This window comes from Shimia sp. MMG029, assembly GCF_027947445.1.
Lineage (GTDB): Bacteria > Pseudomonadota > Alphaproteobacteria > Rhodobacterales > Rhodobacteraceae > Shimia.
Genome location: NZ_JAQJIM010000001.1, coordinates 991,843 through 1,008,074, shown reverse-complemented (window position 1 = coordinate 1,008,074; position 16,232 = coordinate 991,843). Strand labels below are relative to the sequence as shown.

The window sequence follows — 16,232 nt, the reverse complement described above, 5'->3', positions numbered from 1 at the left end:
GGGTGTGTGACGCTCTGATGTCAGACGTTTTGTTTTGCAAATTCTGCTGCTTTGAAGAAAATGAAAAAACCTTCGCGTCGGACGCATTTTTCCTCTCGCATCCCGTTTCAAGCTTTGCTAGGAAGCGCGGACTGTGCGGGTGTGGCGGAATTGGTAGACGCACCAGATTTAGGTTCTGGCGCCGCGAGGCGTGGGGGTTCAAGTCCCTCCACCCGCACCATTTTGACATTTTATCATGTAAAACCCCTCTAAGGCTTTGAACGGAAAGCTAATTTCCGGGGTTCTAGCTCCCTGATTTCGGCAGTATTTGATGCGGGTTCCGAAGGCCAGTTTGAGCACTAAACGGCGTAGATGAACCTGTGCGCCTCCCGGTGTTTCCCAGAGTTTCCAAGGGTTTGCGAGGAATGCGAGCGCAGGTTCTAGTTTTTCCTCGAAGGAACCTTTGGGCTCGACCTGTTTTTGCATTTTTTCGGTCAGACGCGCTTTGTCGTGCTCGAGAGATACGATCTCGGCCTCGTAGACGGGTACGATGGCCTCGGTTTGCGCCGTGAGGATACGGCTCACCAGTGCCTCAATCTTCTTGTCAATCGCGCGGACCTGGCTTTGCGCGTCCTTTTTGATATCTGCGGCCTGTGCGCGACGTGCGTACCAGATGTGGCGGAACATGTCGGTCAGCAGCCGCACAACGCTCTGATCCGGCTGGAGCGCTTTGATGATCTCGCCGACATCACCTTCAAGTTGGTCACGTTTGATCGACTTGCCATACGCCTCGCAGCCCTTTGTCTGACACAGATAATAGGCATAGTGTCCGCCGTTGCCCTTGGTGATGGAAGAGCGCAGCGGCACCTCGCAGCAGTCACAGACAGCGATGCCACGCAAAGCAAAGTGATCGCCGATGTTCTTGCGCTTGGGCGCCTTGGCGCTGCCAGAGCGGCGTTGTTGGACTTTATCGAAGGTTTCCAGCGAGATCAGTGGCTCGTGCTGCGCTTTGAGCCAGTGGATGCCGTAGCGCTCGGAGCAGATGTGGCCGGTGTAGATCGCATGGGTGAGCATATCGGTGACGCGCTGTTGTTTCAGCTTGCCGTCTTTCAGATGCGGATAGTTCGGGAAAGACTCCAAGAATCGCGCCACTTCAGCCTGCGTCTCAAAGCGGCCAGCGGCGTAGCCTTCGATAGCCTCCCGCACAATACCGTCAAACGGCGGGTTCGGCTCCAGCATCTTCCCGCGCCCCTTTACTGTGACATAGCGATAGCCGACGGGCGCTGTGTGGATCCAATACCCGGATTCCATGCGCGCGCGCATCTTCTGGCCAACCTGCCGCCCGTTCTGCTTGCGCTCCAACTCACCTTGCGCGGCGATAATCGTTTCAATGAACTCACCTTCCGGGCTGTCATCAAACTTGAAGTTGAGACAGGCGATCTGAGCACCGCGCTCGCGTAAAGCGTCACGCAGGTCAATATGGAACCGGGTCGAGCGAGCAAAGCGTTTGGGATCATCGAAGATGACGACAAAATTTTCATTCGGTTGCGCATCCAGAAAGGATAAGAGCGCCACCATGCCGGGGCGCTTCATGAAGTCGATCCCACCAGAGATCGTATCGGGGAAGGTTGCAACGACTTCCCAGCCTTTCGACGCCGCGTAGTCTCGACATCGGGCTTCCTGGCTCGACAGACCGTGGCCTTCGCTGGCCTGCGCGCGCGAGCTGACGCGCGCGTAGATAATTGCTTTTTGGGTCATACCGCCTCCTTATTTTTATGAGCTACCGCTTCGCTGCTTGAGCGCGCGTTGTTCCCCTCTGAGTTTAGCACAGCGGCACGCAGGGCGGCGGTGAGATCGAAGCTTTGTCCACTGGTATTTTCGGATGTATCGATGTCCCAGCCCAGATCGACGAAGGCCATGGCGATAGACCAGATGGTTTCGATGACCTGCTGTTTCTCGGCCTCAGAGGCAGTGCTGTCTTCGAGATAGGGCAGCCAGTCCTGCCAGTTGACGTGGATGCTGCGCTGTTGGGGCGGCGGGGTCGGGGGCGTGAGCATATGGGCTCCTTTCTTTGTTTGTCTGTTTGTTCCTCCGATTTGAGAACATAAGCGGAACATCGTGTCGCAAATTTTGGGTCCTGTCTAGGATTATTTTCCTTTTTCCAAAGAGTTAGAAGTCAGGAATAGGACCGTGTGCGGCTGCGTGACTGCAGTTGCTCCGCCTTCCGTGCCGCAATCTCGGCCTCACGAACCGGTTTGTGGTAAGCCTCTTCCAACTCCTTGCCATGGGCGTAGAGCTCTTTCCCGTGCGTCTGTTCGAACACCTCGGACATCAGCGCTTTGGCAGCGTTCTGGGTGATGCCAAACTCTGCCGACAAGGTGACCGCAGCGCGGTCCTGTGCGAGGTAGAAGGGCTGCGTGGGTGCTGCCTGGATCAGCTCTCCGATGCTTTCGGCACAGACAAGTGCGCGAGCAAGCGCTGTGTCGGGAAGATTTTCTGCCACCGCCTGCAAACCCTCGCGCATCTGGTTCATCGACTGGCCGCGCGTGGCGGTGAAGACGTCGCGGATCATCTTCTCGGCCCGCATCGCATCGAACTTTTCGCTACGCGCGAAGGCATGACTGAAGTCCGTCAACGGTTCGATGAACGAACCGCTCTGCTGGATCTCCGCATGGATAATGTCGGCAATGGCAACAGCTTGTTTGAGCTGCGTCTCCGTCATAGTCTTGCCTGAGAAGCTCTCGCGGGCGGCAGTGAGGGTGTCGTCGTTGGTCATTGTACTCTCCTATTCTCTGGTTGGGCCGGAGCGCTTACGCTCCGGGGATTGGCTTCGGGCTTGTTCGGATACCTCCGAACGATCCCGCATGCGGATTGCGTTGGTCAGGTCCCGATATTGATCCAGCTCGTCGGTCTTGATCACTGCGATCCGGCGGTCGTAATCCTGACGCACACGTGTTTCGGCGATGGATTGGAGGCGGTCGGCGTCGGATTGTTTTTCAACACCGGGCGGCAGCGGTTGATCCAGGCGAATGCCATGCTCTTCGCGCAGGATGATCTGCTTCGCTTCAGCGATGCGCGCTTGGTAGTCATGCGCGTGCGCCGCCCGTTCTGCCTCGATCCGGGCGGTGGCGTCCTGCGTGATTTCTTTCAAGCGAACCCAGTCGTCGCCTGTTTTCAGGGACCGTGCGAGATCGTGCCGAGCGGCCTCCAGATATACATCGCGTAAGACCTCTTCTGTGGTTAAACGCATGGTTTTGCTCCCCAAATTTGCTGTGCGCACCTGATCTTTGGTACAATCCGTGCATGGTTGTTTTTGAAGACATTCAGGACATACGAGATTGGCTGGACCCGCTGGACTTTGACGCCTTTTGGTCTGCTATAGAGCCTTGGGCGATCTTCGAGGGCGGAGACCGGGCGCATTTCGATCAGGTTCTGTCGCGAGGTATCACCGACGTAGACACAGTGTTGATCTGCCTGAAGGCAGAGGCACGTGTCGCGCTTACAGAACGCTTCGGACTGAAGGAGCGGTGCTACGTGCCGACCGACGCCCAATATCTGCGCAAGGTTCATTGAATTGTCCCCGCTTTGAAGAAGCGGACCCAGGGGCATGTCGCGTCCACCGCGTCGACGGTGATGACGCCCGCCCAGCCGTAGTACGTGCAGGTCGTGTAGTGGCGCTCCGAGGGCAGTAGATAGCGTGACCCGGCATAAGTGTAAGTGCCAACAATATGCGGCGTGCTCCAGACCGCAATTGCGAGACACAGGCCCGAGATAGGCAGAAGCCAAAGAAAGTAGACAATGTGTTTCATGACGTCGCTCCCGTCGTTGTCAGAGTGATCTTGGGATTTGGCGGCAGGCGTCCGCCTTCGAGACGGTTTTCGCCAACGAGGTGGCAGTACGGGGCGATGTTTTCCTGACCCAGCAAGCGGAACATAAAAAAACCAATGCCCTTGATGTGTGCCAAGCCTTGGTCACTGGGCATCGCCATGAGCTCGGCAGGGCTGTAGTGCTTCTGCTTAATCAGACTGAGGTTGGTGTTGGTTTTGATCCCGCCGGTCTCACCGCTAAGCGCGGTGGCGACCGCATGCTGCTCTCCGATGCTATCCGACACCCGTTTGGCTTCGGCAAAGGAGCTGAACCCATACCAAAGCTTCACAACGCTGTTTTCTTCGATGGTTTCGGTCTCTTCCTTGCCAAACCGCCGGATGATCTCTGAGCGCGACTGCGCAATCATATGAATTTCAGAAGGGCCAAACGCGCGTAGCGTGGTTAGGGATTCGACAAGCGATTTCAATGGAGTGTTGGTGAACTCGTCACAAATCGCCCGCAACCCGCCCGCGCCGTTATAGAGCGCGGTGCAGAAAGCCAGGATATGCAAAGCGTAGTAGTTCCCAAGCCGGTTCATGGTGGCCTGCGGACCGACAAGGAAGATCACGTAGCCTTCGCGGATCAGATCTTCATGGGTGAGCTCCGCATTGAGACCCGCTTCATGCAAACGTGTGCTCGGCGCAAAGAGTTTCAGCGACCTTTGCGCTTCCATCAAATGCTGAGGCCAGTGTTCGTGCCCTTCCAGTTGCAGCAGGTTCCGGGCCAGGTTGCCAAGACCGGGATCGTTGTCACTGGCTTCGGCCTCGGCAAGGCTGCGCAGCAAGTCAGGGTCATTGAGGATTGCGGATGTTGTGCCCGGCGTGGTCGTGTCCGGATTGCGCTTCAAGAGAAGCTTTTGCACGAAGGTCAAAAACAGATCGCGCGGAACATCCCGGAAATGGGTGTTTTTATCCCGGCCTTCGGGTGGCTCAGGGATCAAAGCGTTGTTGATGGTCTCGGTAGTGAAGATCAGGTCGAGCGGGTCTCGCTTGTAGGTCGAGACAGCAGCACCGAAGGGATTGAGCGAGACACGATAGGGTTCCAGCTCGGGCCAGACACCCATGTCGTCGATGACGGCGACTTTGTGGCCCATCTCAGCGGCCATTTTGGCCGCCTGGATGGCCATCTCGCCGTTTTTGCCATCGATCATTAATGTGGCATGAGTGCGCGGAGACGACAGAAAGGAATAGAGCCAGACCATCGCGCCGCGTCGTGTCTTACCACCGCCATTACTGCTAAGGAGCAGTGAGTGACCGGGGGGTACGAAGATTGGGTGGCCCCCCTCAAGCGTTAAGCCAATCAGTCGACGCCCGTCGGGATCAACCGGCCCCGGACCCGGCACCTTCTGTTTGGACCAGCGCATCATTTGAGCAGACCCTCTTTGCGGAGAATTTCGAGCGTGGCGGTTGGGTCCGCCTTGGGGTCCACACCTTGGGCTTTGAGCGCGGCCATCAGGCGCTCATGTCGGATGATGCGATACAGATGCCAGACAGCTTGGACTGCGCAGATTGCGCCACCAAGCGCCCAGCAGGCTGCGATGTATACGAATAGCTCAAATCCGGGCGCAGCTATTTGCCAGAAGAGCCAGGCCCCGCCAAAGCCAATACACGCCTTCAAGCAGAGCAAATTGAATGTGGCTTTACTGGGCAGTTTCGGTTGTTCAGACATCTATACGATCCTCGTGGGTCCTGCGCGATAAGCGCAGGATAAGGCCCGCGCTCCGCCTCCGTGGGCGGCGCGCGGGCGGATTGTCATGTTCGGATGATGCGAGTGCGATGCGTGCGGGTGGCCCCGAGATCGCGCTGCCAGCCCCAATCCGCCAGCGCCCGTCGGAACCAGGCTGGATGCGTACCAGTGCCGCCATGCCAGATGCGCGCATTCGGGCGCATATCCGTGTGCATAAAGCTATGGCTCGCGTAAGAGCCGAAGCTAGTAAAGCCCTCAGCCAAAAGGTGCCACATCAAGGCGTGCCGCTGCAGGGAAGAGAGGCCGCGCAGGTTGATGTCCACTGCATCGCTGAGAAGATGGCGCGAGTATTTTACGCCGCCAACACGCGCGTTGTACGCCGGGTCCCGGTAACCCGATGTAATGTAGATCGGATGGCCTACGGCGGTACGGACGCGATCCAATGAAGCAACCATCCTTTGGCTGACGGAGACGAAGCCATTGCCTTTGCTGGCGAACTCCTCGGGCTTGAAGTGCTTTGCCGTCCACCCCGTGATCTGATGCGGATATCCGCTGTAAAAGCTGACTCTCGCCTCAGCTGTTCCTGCGGTCAGGGCGGAACAAGTCGCCCCTGCAATAAACTCTCTGCGCTTCATTTTTTGATCCTCAGTGACGAGCCGAAACGGCTCTTTCTGGGATCGATGCTGCCTATGATTGCCGGTTCGTATGGGCCGTCAGCGGGCGCGCGGCGGGCGGATTGCAGGCAGATAAGATATTGCGTGGAAACAAAAAAGAGCGCCCGAAGGCGCTCTTCTCAGCTACTGAGCTGACCGGTTAGGGCGTCGGCCACTGACAGGCGGATCGTCCCGCCTCAATATCATCGCGGTCGATGCCCGCCGCGCGCCGGGCACGGGAGGAGATATCGGCATTCGCGACGGTCTGACCCCAGCTTTTGGAGCCGAGACTCACGCGGTGTTGGCTGCCGTCACGATTCACCAGAAAGTAGCACCACGCGTTGACATAGCGGTGCGGATAATCTTCCGGCACGTACCGGATCCCAGTTGTGATCTGGACGCCGCTCAAGCTCGGATGGGGCTTGGAGGCGAAGAGCGAGAAGTCATCCACTTCAACGCCGTTGGCGGTAGCCTTCTGCGTCGCCTTCGCGGATGCCTCTGGGCGTTCTGCTTCAGTTTCCGGTCCTTTGCCCGTGTCCGGCTTGAACACGCGCATTGTCGGCGGAGCATCGGGATCAAGCGGGTGAGCGTGCTTCTGGTCCGGCACGTCCTCCCCGGCTAAATCGAAGAGTGTCGCGCGCCCCGCCGCATCTTCTGCAGGCGCCTGATAGGCCATGGAACCGCCATGGGCTTCAACCGTGATGCTCCAGAGCCGCTCAACCGCGTAGCGATGTGCGGGGGAAACGGTCCAATCCGAGGCACTCCAACCGAAGTAGACATCATAACCATCCAAGCTGCCGGACAGCCGGGTTGTGCCATAGAGCGACACGTCTGGCCCCGCAGCAACATAGCCGTCAGACGGCACGCGATCCCCAAACATCGTCTGGGACGGAGCATTGCTGGGCGCATGGATCGGATGACCAAGTACGATCAGATCCGCACCACCCTCCGGCGCCGGATAATGGGTGCGCACGAAGCGCAAGAGCCCCGGCATATCGATAGCGCCGGGATGTTCGGCATTGGCCTCCGCGCGCTTCAGAAAGCGACCCACCTGTGCCACGGCCTTGCGGTTATGCTGAAGAGCGCGGCGTGGCGAGATCGGCTCCGCTTCGTCCGGCATTTCCACCTCAGAGATGAGCGCCAAGCTGGTCGCATCGACGATTCGGGCGTGCTCCCCTGGGTTAAGTGTCTCCAGCAGATGACCAATGGCCTGTTCCACCTGTTCTTGCAGTTCGGCCTCTGGCAAGGCGGAGGAAAACGCGACGATAGTCTCGCGAGCATCTGCCGCGACTGGTGTCAACGCGGAGGCGCTCAACAGAGCAGCTGCGGCGCAATACGATAAAGATGTTTTGAACATGTTACGTCCTTTCCAGATTAGATGATGGGGGTGTCGTTTTGAGCGCGCCGGGCATCATGCGAGATGCGGGCCAGCGCGATTTCGGCCTCAAGCGCGTGATTGAGGGTCGCGAGAAAGCCTTCCACTTCACCCAGGCGTTTCTCAAGCCCTGCCAGTTCGGCCTTCAGGTCATCCCACTGACGCTTAAGGTAGCGACGCTCGCTGTTAGGAACCTCGCCATTGGCCGCATAGAGATCAGCAATCTGGCCCAGGCGAAGCGCAATCACGCCGCCGACGAGGATTTCCGTTGTGAGCGTTGCCACGACAAAACCTGTCTGCTGCAGGCTGCCCCAGAGCGTTGGTTCGGCGAAGAGCGTGCTGATATCAAAATCGGTGCCCAAGCCCTTGTAGACCAGTGCGAAGAGCACCGCCCAGGTCAGGATCGACACGGACGTGCAGACCAGCAGCAGAGTCTTGTACAGTTTGCGTGCACGATCTGAACTCAAGTGCGCGTACATCGTCTTCAGTGCCACTGAGGCCATGGGCGCGATAGCGGCCATGGTCCAAGGTAAGGCTTTGTTTTCGATAAAGACTTCGAGTTGCGAGCCAACCAGATTGGCATGCGCCGACAGCCAGGATGCGGACAGCGCCACGCCCAGCAGTGGTGCCAAAATCAGCACACCGAGTTTGTGGCGCAGCTGATAAGACCAGAAAGGCGTCTCGTTGTAACCTTCTCCGCTCTCATCACCCTGACGCACCGCAGCAGCGGGCAGCACCTCAGGGCAGGCAAGCAGTTGTGCCCAGGTTTGATCCTTCGCCGCTGTTACGCGCTCGATCTCCACCTTGAGACCATCGCGCTCGACCTGCGCTGCAGCTTTGTCCGCCCCAAGCACCGCCCAGTAAGCACTCGTCGTCAAAGCCTCCAGACGTTTTGCCGCTTCCTTTGCATCGGCAATGCGCAACACCGCATTCATGATCTCTGGACGCCACGTCTTGATGGCCTCGTCGATTTCCTTGCGACGCAAAAAGCCGGGACCTTTGAGCTTCGATTTGTTTTTCTTGTGTCGTTTCATGGAACCCTCCAGTTCAATAGCCGCAACTATTGCGGCTCTCGCTTTGCAGCAGGTCTGAAAGGGCGGGATGGGCCTATGCCGGGCGCGCTTTGGGCGGATCAAGAGCGGATCAGGGTCTGGTCGTTGGCCAAGCCAGCAGGCAAATCGAGATTGTCAAAAATGTTAGTGCAATTATCTTTCTCGGATTGATGGCCTCACCCCAAAAGGCGATGCCGATCAAATTGATGAGGATGATCCCACCTGCGCTCATCAAAGCAGAGTAGACGCCTAGTTCGACGCCATCGAATGTCGCTGCCAGGACGAAAGCCGCGCCGCTCAATGACCACAGCGATCCACCTAAAATCGCGAGCCAAAGGAGGGTTTGATCTGAAGCCAAACGGATGCATACCGTGCCAGCGAGGGAGGTTGCAGTCGCGATTAGAAGAGGGAGAAGAGGTTTAAAAAGCTCAGGCATTACCGTAGACTCCAAATAATTGCCCCCGCCGAAAAGCACGACAGGGGCAACGCAGTGGGCGATTATTGGGCGGTTACAAAGCAGCCTGTTTGCAGAACTCCGGGTAACCGGCTCTGGCTAGAAACACCTTACGGGCCAAAGACAGATAACAAACACGCCAGAGCAATTGATCGTCTTTGCTCATGCAGAGATCGTTCGATCGTGGATTTCTAATCTTTTCCTTAAGACGGTTCATGTCGCGTCTAGGGTGCTTAGAAAAAGCGTCGCAAATCGTCTTCTCTTTGCGCCAATCCCGTGAAGACGCATGACGGTCAACGAGAATGCAGTCCCAATCGAACAGGTCGCCTGTTGCACGCTTCAGATCGAGGTTCTGAAGAATGAAGTTGAAGCGTGCGGTGCCTGACGTGCTGCACAGGTCTGCGTTCACGACGGTTTCGATGAACATCGCCATGCCTTGGTCGTATTCAGGTTCGATGATGCTATCGAAGTCGTCGCACCACACGTCGCCATCGTAGCTTCTCGCTATGTTCTTGCGTTCAATTGAAACGATCCGATCGTCCGGCAGCATGACTTTCTGTTCTTCCATCGCTTGTTCAAACAACGCGAGTTTCGGATTGGCGATGTCATCGCCGTTTTCGTAGTGGTTCACCTTACAATTTCCCAAGAATAAGGTGAGAGCTCTCACAAGTTACAGCCCGAAACCGTCATCCCGAACTCGGCAGACCATCAAGTGAGCGGGCCTGATGCCTGTAGTTTCCGTGATAGCCCGTCTTCGATCATCCCGAGCGGTTCAGGAAGTCTCAGGAAAACTCAGGAAATCTGTAAGGTGTTATTTTTAATGGTGAAGTTTGCTTCTCAGCAACTGATCGTGCTACTATTGTTTGTGAGCCGTGAAAGGGACGAGTACGAGACTGAAACATTTACAACCGAGACTAGGTACAGCAAGTCGACGGGGCTTCCCCTTGTTTCGTTCACTCGTTTGAACGGCCTCTTGCATGCGACTCCCGACGACCAACCATCCTATGTTCTGTACGATGAATTGGGCCGCCCCAAGCTTATGCAGTGGCATCATGAAGACGAGTTGCATCGCGATGGCGCTGGAGCCATGATTTACATAGACCCCGAAACGCAAGTACATACCAATGAAGGTTTTTACACGATGGGCCAACCAAGAGATCGAAGTTTCGGTCCCCATATTGTCTCTCGGGACCACATTACAGGTGTTATCACCGAACTCCGCTATGCAGGTGACGAGGACCTTCAATCATCCCTTGGTCTACAAGAACCTCCTTGATGAAAAATTGGTCTGACTGCAATCTAATCGCGGTATCCTGACTAGAGAACTATTTGCATGTCCCTCAGAACACATGTGTCTTTTGTGGAGTTTCAGCAGTCCGTCGAAGAAGCTTACACAAACTACGCGAAAAGAAAGCTGATCGATAGAGACGATCGACGTGTACAAAACAAGAAGCAGTACTTCGAAGCAGTTGGAGAAGCTATTTTGAAGCTGCGGGACACTGGATTCTTTGGTTCAAAAAACAAAGATGACAAACTGCGCAGGTGGTTCAAGCTGTTGGAAAAAGAGCTCCAAGACGTTCGGCAGGAGATCCAAAAGAGCTCAATCTCTAACCTCCAGGATATGAAAGGCAAAGGCAGCGGAAACCTCCTGTTCGCATACGCAATACACTATCGCCTACATGCTGAGCTTGACCGACCAAAATACGCAAGGGAAATCGATGAAAAGGTTTTCGGGAAAGAGTACAAGAATGAGTTTCGCAAACAGGTATTTTCCGACCAAACGAAAAGGCTAAATCTGACGCTAGACGCTTTAAGTCATTCAACTTTTCACTATACTCAAAAGGCGATCCAAACACTTGGCAGGGAAGATGAAAAAAGGGCTTTAGAAAGGTTTTTGGAAAGCCAAGAAGTTTTTTCATGGATGCAAATAGCTGGAGCCGCCGGGCAAGGCAAAAGCCGACTTGCTCACGATCTCGCAGTCCACGCCAAATCTGGAGGATGGGATGCAGGTTTTTTGGGCAGACGCGCTCGACGGGAATTCATGGATTACTGGAAATCCTGGGTCGCCCGCTCTCCAACATTATTGATTGTAGACTATGTTATCGGTGAAGAATTAGAACTTCAGCCAATGATTGATAAGCTTGTTTTCGGTTTGGAAGGCAATGTGCCAGTTCGGCTGGTATTTATCGAGCGTCAAAGACACAATCAGACTTTTGCAACGACAATTGATTGGCAAGCTATAAAAGACCATTCAGAACTTGAAACATCTTCGGTCGCACAATGGTTCAGCTTGATGTGTGGCAACGATCGGGAAACGATGTTTGCGGTCTCGCAATCTGCCTTCCACGTTAGCATCATTGAGCTATGTAGTTTAAATGAGAAGAGCCTCTGTGAGATTGTTCGCAGGACCGCAAAGAGCCCGTGCGTGCATAGTGACGCTCAAATACTGAAGATGATTGACAGAGTGGACGCAAACCGCTCGCCACTCTTCGCATACTTCGTTGGAACAGTCATTCGAGAGACTCCTCAACGTGTTGATTGGACCCGCGAACAAATCCTTAGAGAGATCATAGACCGAGAGCGAGTTGAGCGTTGGGCAAAACTTTTCGGCGCTTCGAAACCACCTGCTGGATATGATGACTGTGCTGAGATGCGGTTAGCAACAGCTGCGACGGTTTTGAAAGGGATCAATAGGACCGACGTGTCTGCGCTAGAGATTGATCTTGACTTTACCGCCTCAGCAGTTCGGAAAGCATCAGTTTTGGTAGGGGCGCCAATTGGCTCTGACGAGAAGCAAGGACCTGATTTTTTACCCGCGCTGGAACCGGATATTCTCGGCGAGCATCTAGTTTTGAATGCGCTCACCGAAAACGCTGACGCAAGCAAACTCTTTGCGGAACTGTGTAATCATGATCCCGTATCCGTAGTCGCGTTTATTGCGCGAACCGTTCAGAACTTTCCTGAGCACCCAATTGTAAGCTGCATTCTAGACATTCTGTTTCAGAGCTCGCAAAGACGTTCTGGCATTCCTAAGGGAATTTCAGCGATAGTTTCATCTTTTTTAAGATCTAGCGTGTCGCCGCCGGACGCTCTGCTAGAGCTTCTTTACATTGGTCTCGAAGATGAAAATACTGAAGCTGCATCCACTCTTGGTTATTGCTTTCTAACAGGATTTGGGGTCGCCAAGGATGAAGAAAAAGCCGTCGAGCTTCTTCAACTAGCGGCGGACAAAAAGCTCTTGCCCGCAATTAGAAATCTTGGGCTCTGTTATGAGAACGGTTGGGGCTGCAAACAGGATTTTGATGAGGCTTTCAAGCTATACACTGAAGCGTCAGAGCTTGGTGATAGTACTTCTTTGCTGGATTTGGGTAGGATGCACGAGAAAGGACGTGCCACCTCAAAAGACCCAGAGGCTGCATACGTTTTGTATCGACGTGCTGCCCTACTCGGCAACAATTCGGCGTACGAGAGTATTTCAAGGCTAATTTACCAAAAAGAAATATCTGGTATTTCTATCTCTGAGGCTGTTCAGGTGTTTCGAGAGAGCTTTGAAAACGGCTCAGTTCTTTCTTTAGAATACCTTATGGCACTTCTGAAATCTGGTGATCTTGATCAAGAGGAAGTGGACGGGCTGCTTGAATGGCTTTCCGTGAAGGCATCCGGCGGCGATGGGAGGTGTATTGTAGAGCTCGGAGTGGCAAAGCTATACGCCGGCCAGGATGCTTCGAAGGCGTTTAATGCATTTAAGACTGCCACGGAGTTCAACAACTCGCGCGCTTACTACAGTCTAGGTGTTTGCTACTTCTTTGGCCTTGGCGTAGAGGAGAACCGAGATACAGCAGTAGACATGTTTAGAATTGGACGAGCCGAAGGAGATACTTGGGCAAACGGTGCTATGCGAATAATCGAGCTAAACAGTCAAAGTGACGAAGTTTTTCTTTTCGACGGCATCGTCTCAAGAGAGGATCTCTTTACGTCGCATGAACTATCAGAAAATGAATTTTTTCAAAACTATCAAGCAATAAATAGAGAAATAGCCCAGGCAGGTTCCGTTCATGTTGATGAGTTCTTTAAAGGCATTCGTCCTGTAAAAGCCCGCGGCAACAATGATTTTCTATTCGGGATATCGAGTGACCCTGGCTCATTACTTGATTTTCGCATTCCTGATAGACCCATAGATCATCGATCATTGCATGACTTTGATAATTTCTTTGGGGCGATGCTCAACATTTTGCCACTAGTCAGAACAGGTAGCGGAGATCTTCGGCAGTTGAAGGGCAAAGACCTTGCAACTATGGTGGCCGCATCCATGGGCATTGATGCTATCTTGGATTTTCAGGATGATGAAGATGTACTAGACATTTCTAGCTTGTTTGGCCGTTCTATTCAAACCGTTGAGGAAGCAATGCAATTCATTAGGGTGGTTGAAATCGGACACGGAACTTTTCTTCAGATACAGCTTCCTTATTCGAACAATGACGATTGGACATCCTTGGTTTTTCTTTACGGATTCTTTGGCATAGACATTGCCGATTGGATCGAACGAGGTCGGATCAAAGTTGTTTGACATGCTATTTATGAATCTTCTTAGAGTGCATAGTTTGCAACACTCGAACGCCGACTTTTCACTATACAACATGAAGAGAAATCAACATACGCAAGATGTGTACGGCGTAATACGCCGTACTTTCTTGGCAAGGGGCTGCGCCCCGTTGCATCCCGCTTTGGGATCATGTGTCATGGATGACCTGTTGCACTCACAGCTCAGATCGCGTTGCACCAATCGTAGTTCTTCGAGCGTTTGGCGAGACCTTCCCGGATCAAGGTTTCACCGACATTTGCGCCATCAACCCTGAGCGCGCCGCAATATCTGCCGAAACCACAGGACCGGCCGCCGAGGTTCAGATCAGTTGTGCGTGCGTCCCTTAGCAGCCTTTTCAACCGAACGGTTGCTTTAGCACCAAGGTCTGCCTCGGCTGCGCACCCTGACCGAAAGGTCTCTGGTGTATCAAAGCCACTGCCGTCATCCAGCGTCAGGCGGATGTTGGCGTCGAGACCAGCGTCCACCGTGTCGCCGTCGATGACGCGAACGCTGATGGTCTCGGCGGGCGCGCAGGCCAACAGAAGCGACATCATCACAATCGAAATGCTGTTGGTTCTACGCATGGGGCGGCTCCTTCGCTGATCGCGTAGCATGGACTGGATAACGCAGCCCTAAACGACGAAAGCTCCTTTGCAAGGTGATCCTGGAGACGCCAAGACCGGAAGCGATGTCTTTGCAGCTCAACGTGGAAAGTTGTCGGTATGCGGCGCGGATATCGCGTTCCGTCAACTTTGGACGGCGCCCCAGTGTCACGCCTCTGGCACGGGCTGCATCAAGGCCTTCTCTCGTTCTTCGTGAGATGATGCGCCTTTCAAACTGCGCGAACAAGGCAACAATGCCGAAGAACAGCTCACCTTCATCGCTCGTTGTATCTAGCGGAAAGCTGAGGATCTTGAACTTCACTCCCTGCTGGCACAGCGCGCTGGTGATCAGAATGGCGTCCACGGCAGAGCGAAACGCACGGTCAAGATCTACAACCACAAAGGTGTCGCCCGGCTTTAGGTCAGTAAGGAGCTTATCGAAAACCGGACGTTCGGCAGCAACTGCCGAGACATGTTCGATGTAGAGTTCGTCGCATTCGGCGCGCAGGACGTCGATCTGACGGTCAGGCGCTTGCGCGCGGGTGGAGACGCGGATGTAGCCAAGGCGGCGCGGGTTGGGCATCGGGTGTGATCGAAAACGATCCTTTCCGATCTGCTTGTCATTCGGCGCTGCCGCCACGTGGCTGCAACTGCAAAACCGCTGTTTTCTTGATACTTGGTTTACCGCTTCACCGGAATCCCCTAAAACTGACACTTGAACAAAAACCATGGTTTATGAACAGCATAGGTGCATGGGGTGCGGCAATGGTGGCGGGGGCCATCTATGTCATTCATCCACAGGAAATCCATGCGGAGGGTTTCACCGGAGCGGACTTTGCGATCTGGGAAACGACCGCCCAGGACAGCTTCATCCAGACGTCTATCACGATGGCAGGCGTGGTGTTCTCGCATGTCGCACCCGAGAAGTCGGCATGTGTGGACAACTGGTATCTTGTGGATGGCCAGAAAGCGGCTCGGAACGCGCATATTCGCAGAACCATCGCGCAATATGACGGCTATCATCCCAGCGGCACGATCCTGGCAATCCTGCTGGAGGCCTGCGGGCCGTTGAACTGAAGATCAACCACCGAGCTTGGGCAGGCCAATGCTTTGTGTCGCCACGTCTGGCGCAGCGGTCTCCGTCTGCGGTAAATGCTCCTGCACGACTTTGGGCATCTTTGACTGGATATCGTTCTGGATATCGTTCAGATCGTCCAGCGAAGGCGGATTGTCCGGGTCGGTGATCCTGTCGCGCGCGGGACCAAGCACATCGTTTTGATAGCCATTTGCGGCATCCAACGCGGCTTGTAGATCATCCAAGCGACCTTTCGCATTCTGTACGTCTTCAAAGCTTGGTTCGTTACCGGTCCAGATGATCGTTTCCGCAAGGTGATCCTCAACAGCAGAGCCATCTTCGCGACGCACCACGCCGTCGGCATCTCGGAACGCCCGCTTGCCATCTGGCAGGCGCGCAGCATTGTTCATCATATCGTCGAGTTCGGATTGGGCCACGTCAATCTGACTATTCAGCTGATCAATGGCGGTTTCGGTTGCTTGTTCGGCGCCCGAGAGCAATTGCGACACACCATCGTATTTGGCGCGGTAAACCGGATCGTTGAGCAGTTGTGCCAAGCGCGTCAGCGCTCGATGCTGGGCGTCGCGCTCCTTTTTCTTGGCCTCCTCCGAGCCAGGGCCGTCTTTCAGAAACCGCGCTCTGCGCCCGGTCTCGCGTCCCGCGATTTCATTCTGAAGATCATCAAACTCAAGGCGCTTCGTCGCCGCTATCTCTTTCTGGTCACTCGGTATTTCCACACAAATATTGTACCAGAAAAGGTCATGTTCTCGCAAATTCCGACCCTTAGCGGCCTCTCGACGCATCAATCAATTCCGCCCTATTAGTTCACCTAACTGGTCATTCGTGCATTGCGCTGAGCTACCCCCCGAAAATCGGACCCTGACGTAAGCTACGATTTGTTGTCTGC

The 16,232-nt window shown here is 54.6% G+C and carries 19 protein-coding genes and 1 tRNA gene; 5 read left to right on the top strand and 15 right to left on the bottom strand.

Annotated elements, in window-relative coordinates; genetic code table 11:
- Positions 1–135: 135 nt before the first annotated feature.
- A tRNA-Leu gene (locus tag PJL69_RS04755) sits at positions 136–220 on the top strand.
- Here the strand turns inward: PJL69_RS04755 and PJL69_RS04750 are convergent.
- The 4 genes from PJL69_RS04750 to PJL69_RS04735 form a co-directional block, all read right to left on the bottom strand.
- Positions 199–1,737, bottom strand: coding sequence for a recombinase family protein (locus PJL69_RS04750; protein WP_271308621.1), 1,539 nt, complete (start codon positions 1,735–1,737; stop codon positions 199–201). The two genes, PJL69_RS04755 and PJL69_RS04750, sit on opposite strands and share 22 nt — an antisense overlap.
- A complete protein-coding gene (locus PJL69_RS04745) occupies positions 1,734–2,036 on the bottom strand; it encodes a hypothetical protein (protein WP_271308620.1) in 303 nt (100 codons plus the stop codon). The genes PJL69_RS04750 and PJL69_RS04745 overlap by 4 nt, the downstream gene beginning before the upstream one ends.
- 119 nt (positions 2,037–2,155) lie before the next feature.
- Entirely contained in the window at positions 2,156–2,755 is a 600-nt protein-coding gene (locus PJL69_RS04740) for a hypothetical protein (RefSeq protein WP_271308619.1), read from the bottom strand.
- A gap of 9 nt (positions 2,756–2,764) precedes the next feature.
- On the bottom strand, positions 2,765–3,229 hold the full coding sequence (locus PJL69_RS04735) for a hypothetical protein (RefSeq protein WP_271308618.1): 465 nt from the start codon (positions 3,227–3,229) through the stop codon (positions 2,765–2,767).
- 53 nt (positions 3,230–3,282) lie between these two features.
- Between PJL69_RS04735 and PJL69_RS04730 the strand changes: the two genes are divergently transcribed.
- Entirely contained in the window at positions 3,283–3,552 is a 270-nt protein-coding gene (locus PJL69_RS04730) for a hypothetical protein (RefSeq protein ID WP_271308617.1), read from the top strand.
- Here the strand turns inward: PJL69_RS04730 and PJL69_RS04725 are convergent.
- From PJL69_RS04725 to PJL69_RS04690, 8 genes are all read right to left on the bottom strand, one after another.
- Positions 3,546–3,788 carry a hypothetical protein gene (locus PJL69_RS04725; RefSeq protein WP_271308616.1) on the bottom strand — a complete coding sequence of 81 codons (243 nt, stop codon included), beginning with the start codon at positions 3,786–3,788 and terminating at the stop codon, positions 3,546–3,548. The genes PJL69_RS04730 and PJL69_RS04725 overlap by 7 nt on opposite strands.
- Positions 3,785–5,212, bottom strand: coding sequence for a type IV secretory system conjugative DNA transfer family protein (locus PJL69_RS04720; RefSeq protein WP_271308615.1), 1,428 nt, complete (start codon positions 5,210–5,212; stop codon positions 3,785–3,787). Before PJL69_RS04720 ends, PJL69_RS04725 begins: the two co-directional genes overlap by 4 nt.
- Positions 5,209–5,514 carry a hypothetical protein gene (locus PJL69_RS04715; RefSeq protein WP_271308614.1) on the bottom strand — a complete coding sequence of 102 codons (306 nt, stop codon included), beginning with the start codon at positions 5,512–5,514 and terminating at the stop codon, positions 5,209–5,211. The genes PJL69_RS04720 and PJL69_RS04715 overlap by 4 nt, the downstream gene beginning before the upstream one ends.
- An 83-nt stretch (positions 5,515–5,597) precedes the next feature.
- A complete protein-coding gene (locus PJL69_RS04710) occupies positions 5,598–6,167 on the bottom strand; it encodes a D-Ala-D-Ala carboxypeptidase family metallohydrolase (RefSeq protein WP_271308613.1) in 570 nt (189 codons plus the stop codon).
- Between the two features lie 178 nt (positions 6,168–6,345).
- Complete coding sequence (locus PJL69_RS04705) at positions 6,346–7,542, bottom strand: hypothetical protein (protein WP_271308612.1); 1,197 nt, start codon at positions 7,540–7,542, stop codon at positions 6,346–6,348.
- Positions 7,543–7,559: 17 nt separating this feature from the next.
- Positions 7,560–8,594 carry a hypothetical protein gene (locus tag PJL69_RS04700; protein WP_271308611.1) on the bottom strand — a complete coding sequence of 345 codons (1,035 nt, stop codon included), beginning with the start codon at positions 8,592–8,594 and terminating at the stop codon, positions 7,560–7,562.
- A 109-nt stretch (positions 8,595–8,703) separates the two neighbouring features.
- A complete protein-coding gene (locus PJL69_RS04695) occupies positions 8,704–9,048 on the bottom strand; it encodes an SMR family transporter (RefSeq protein ID WP_271308610.1) in 345 nt (114 codons plus the stop codon).
- Positions 9,049–9,121: 73 nt separating this feature from the next.
- The gene (locus PJL69_RS04690) at positions 9,122–9,697 is read right to left on the bottom strand and encodes a hypothetical protein (protein WP_271308609.1); all 576 of its coding nucleotides are present in this window, start codon (positions 9,695–9,697) and stop codon (positions 9,122–9,124) included.
- Between the two features lie 189 nt (positions 9,698–9,886).
- Here PJL69_RS04690 and PJL69_RS04685 point away from each other — a divergent pair, with 189 nt between their 5' ends.
- Both PJL69_RS04685 and PJL69_RS04680 read left to right on the top strand, forming a co-directional pair.
- The gene (locus tag PJL69_RS04685) at positions 9,887–10,342 is read left to right on the top strand and encodes a hypothetical protein (RefSeq protein ID WP_271308608.1); all 456 of its coding nucleotides are present in this window, start codon (positions 9,887–9,889) and stop codon (positions 10,340–10,342) included.
- A gap of 57 nt (positions 10,343–10,399) precedes the next feature.
- Complete coding sequence (locus PJL69_RS04680) at positions 10,400–13,633, top strand: tetratricopeptide repeat protein (RefSeq protein ID WP_271308607.1); 3,234 nt, start codon at positions 10,400–10,402, stop codon at positions 13,631–13,633.
- 197 nt (positions 13,634–13,830) lie between these two features.
- On the opposite strand, the gene PJL69_RS04675 is transcribed toward PJL69_RS04680, so the two are convergent.
- Together PJL69_RS04675 and PJL69_RS04670 are read right to left on the bottom strand one after the other, a co-directional pair.
- Complete coding sequence (locus PJL69_RS04675; RefSeq protein ID WP_271308606.1) at positions 13,831–14,232, bottom strand: thermonuclease family protein; 402 nt, start codon at positions 14,230–14,232, stop codon at positions 13,831–13,833.
- Positions 14,225–14,980: a recombinase family protein gene (locus PJL69_RS04670; RefSeq protein ID WP_271308605.1), complete on the bottom strand. Its 756-nt coding sequence runs from the start codon at positions 14,978–14,980 to the stop codon at positions 14,225–14,227. Before PJL69_RS04670 ends, PJL69_RS04675 begins: the two co-directional genes overlap by 8 nt.
- Before the next feature lie 5 nt (positions 14,981–14,985).
- Here PJL69_RS04670 and PJL69_RS04665 point away from each other — a divergent pair, with 5 nt between their 5' ends.
- On the top strand, positions 14,986–15,327 hold the full coding sequence (locus PJL69_RS04665) for a hypothetical protein (RefSeq protein ID WP_271308604.1): 342 nt from the start codon (positions 14,986–14,988) through the stop codon (positions 15,325–15,327).
- Positions 15,328–15,330: 3 nt separating this feature from the next.
- Here the strand turns inward: PJL69_RS04665 and PJL69_RS04660 are convergent, their stop codons facing one another.
- Positions 15,331–16,098 (bottom strand): hypothetical protein, encoded by a 768-nt coding sequence (locus PJL69_RS04660; RefSeq protein WP_271308603.1) that lies wholly within the window; start codon positions 16,096–16,098, stop codon positions 15,331–15,333.
- Positions 16,099–16,232 lie beyond the last annotated feature (134 nt).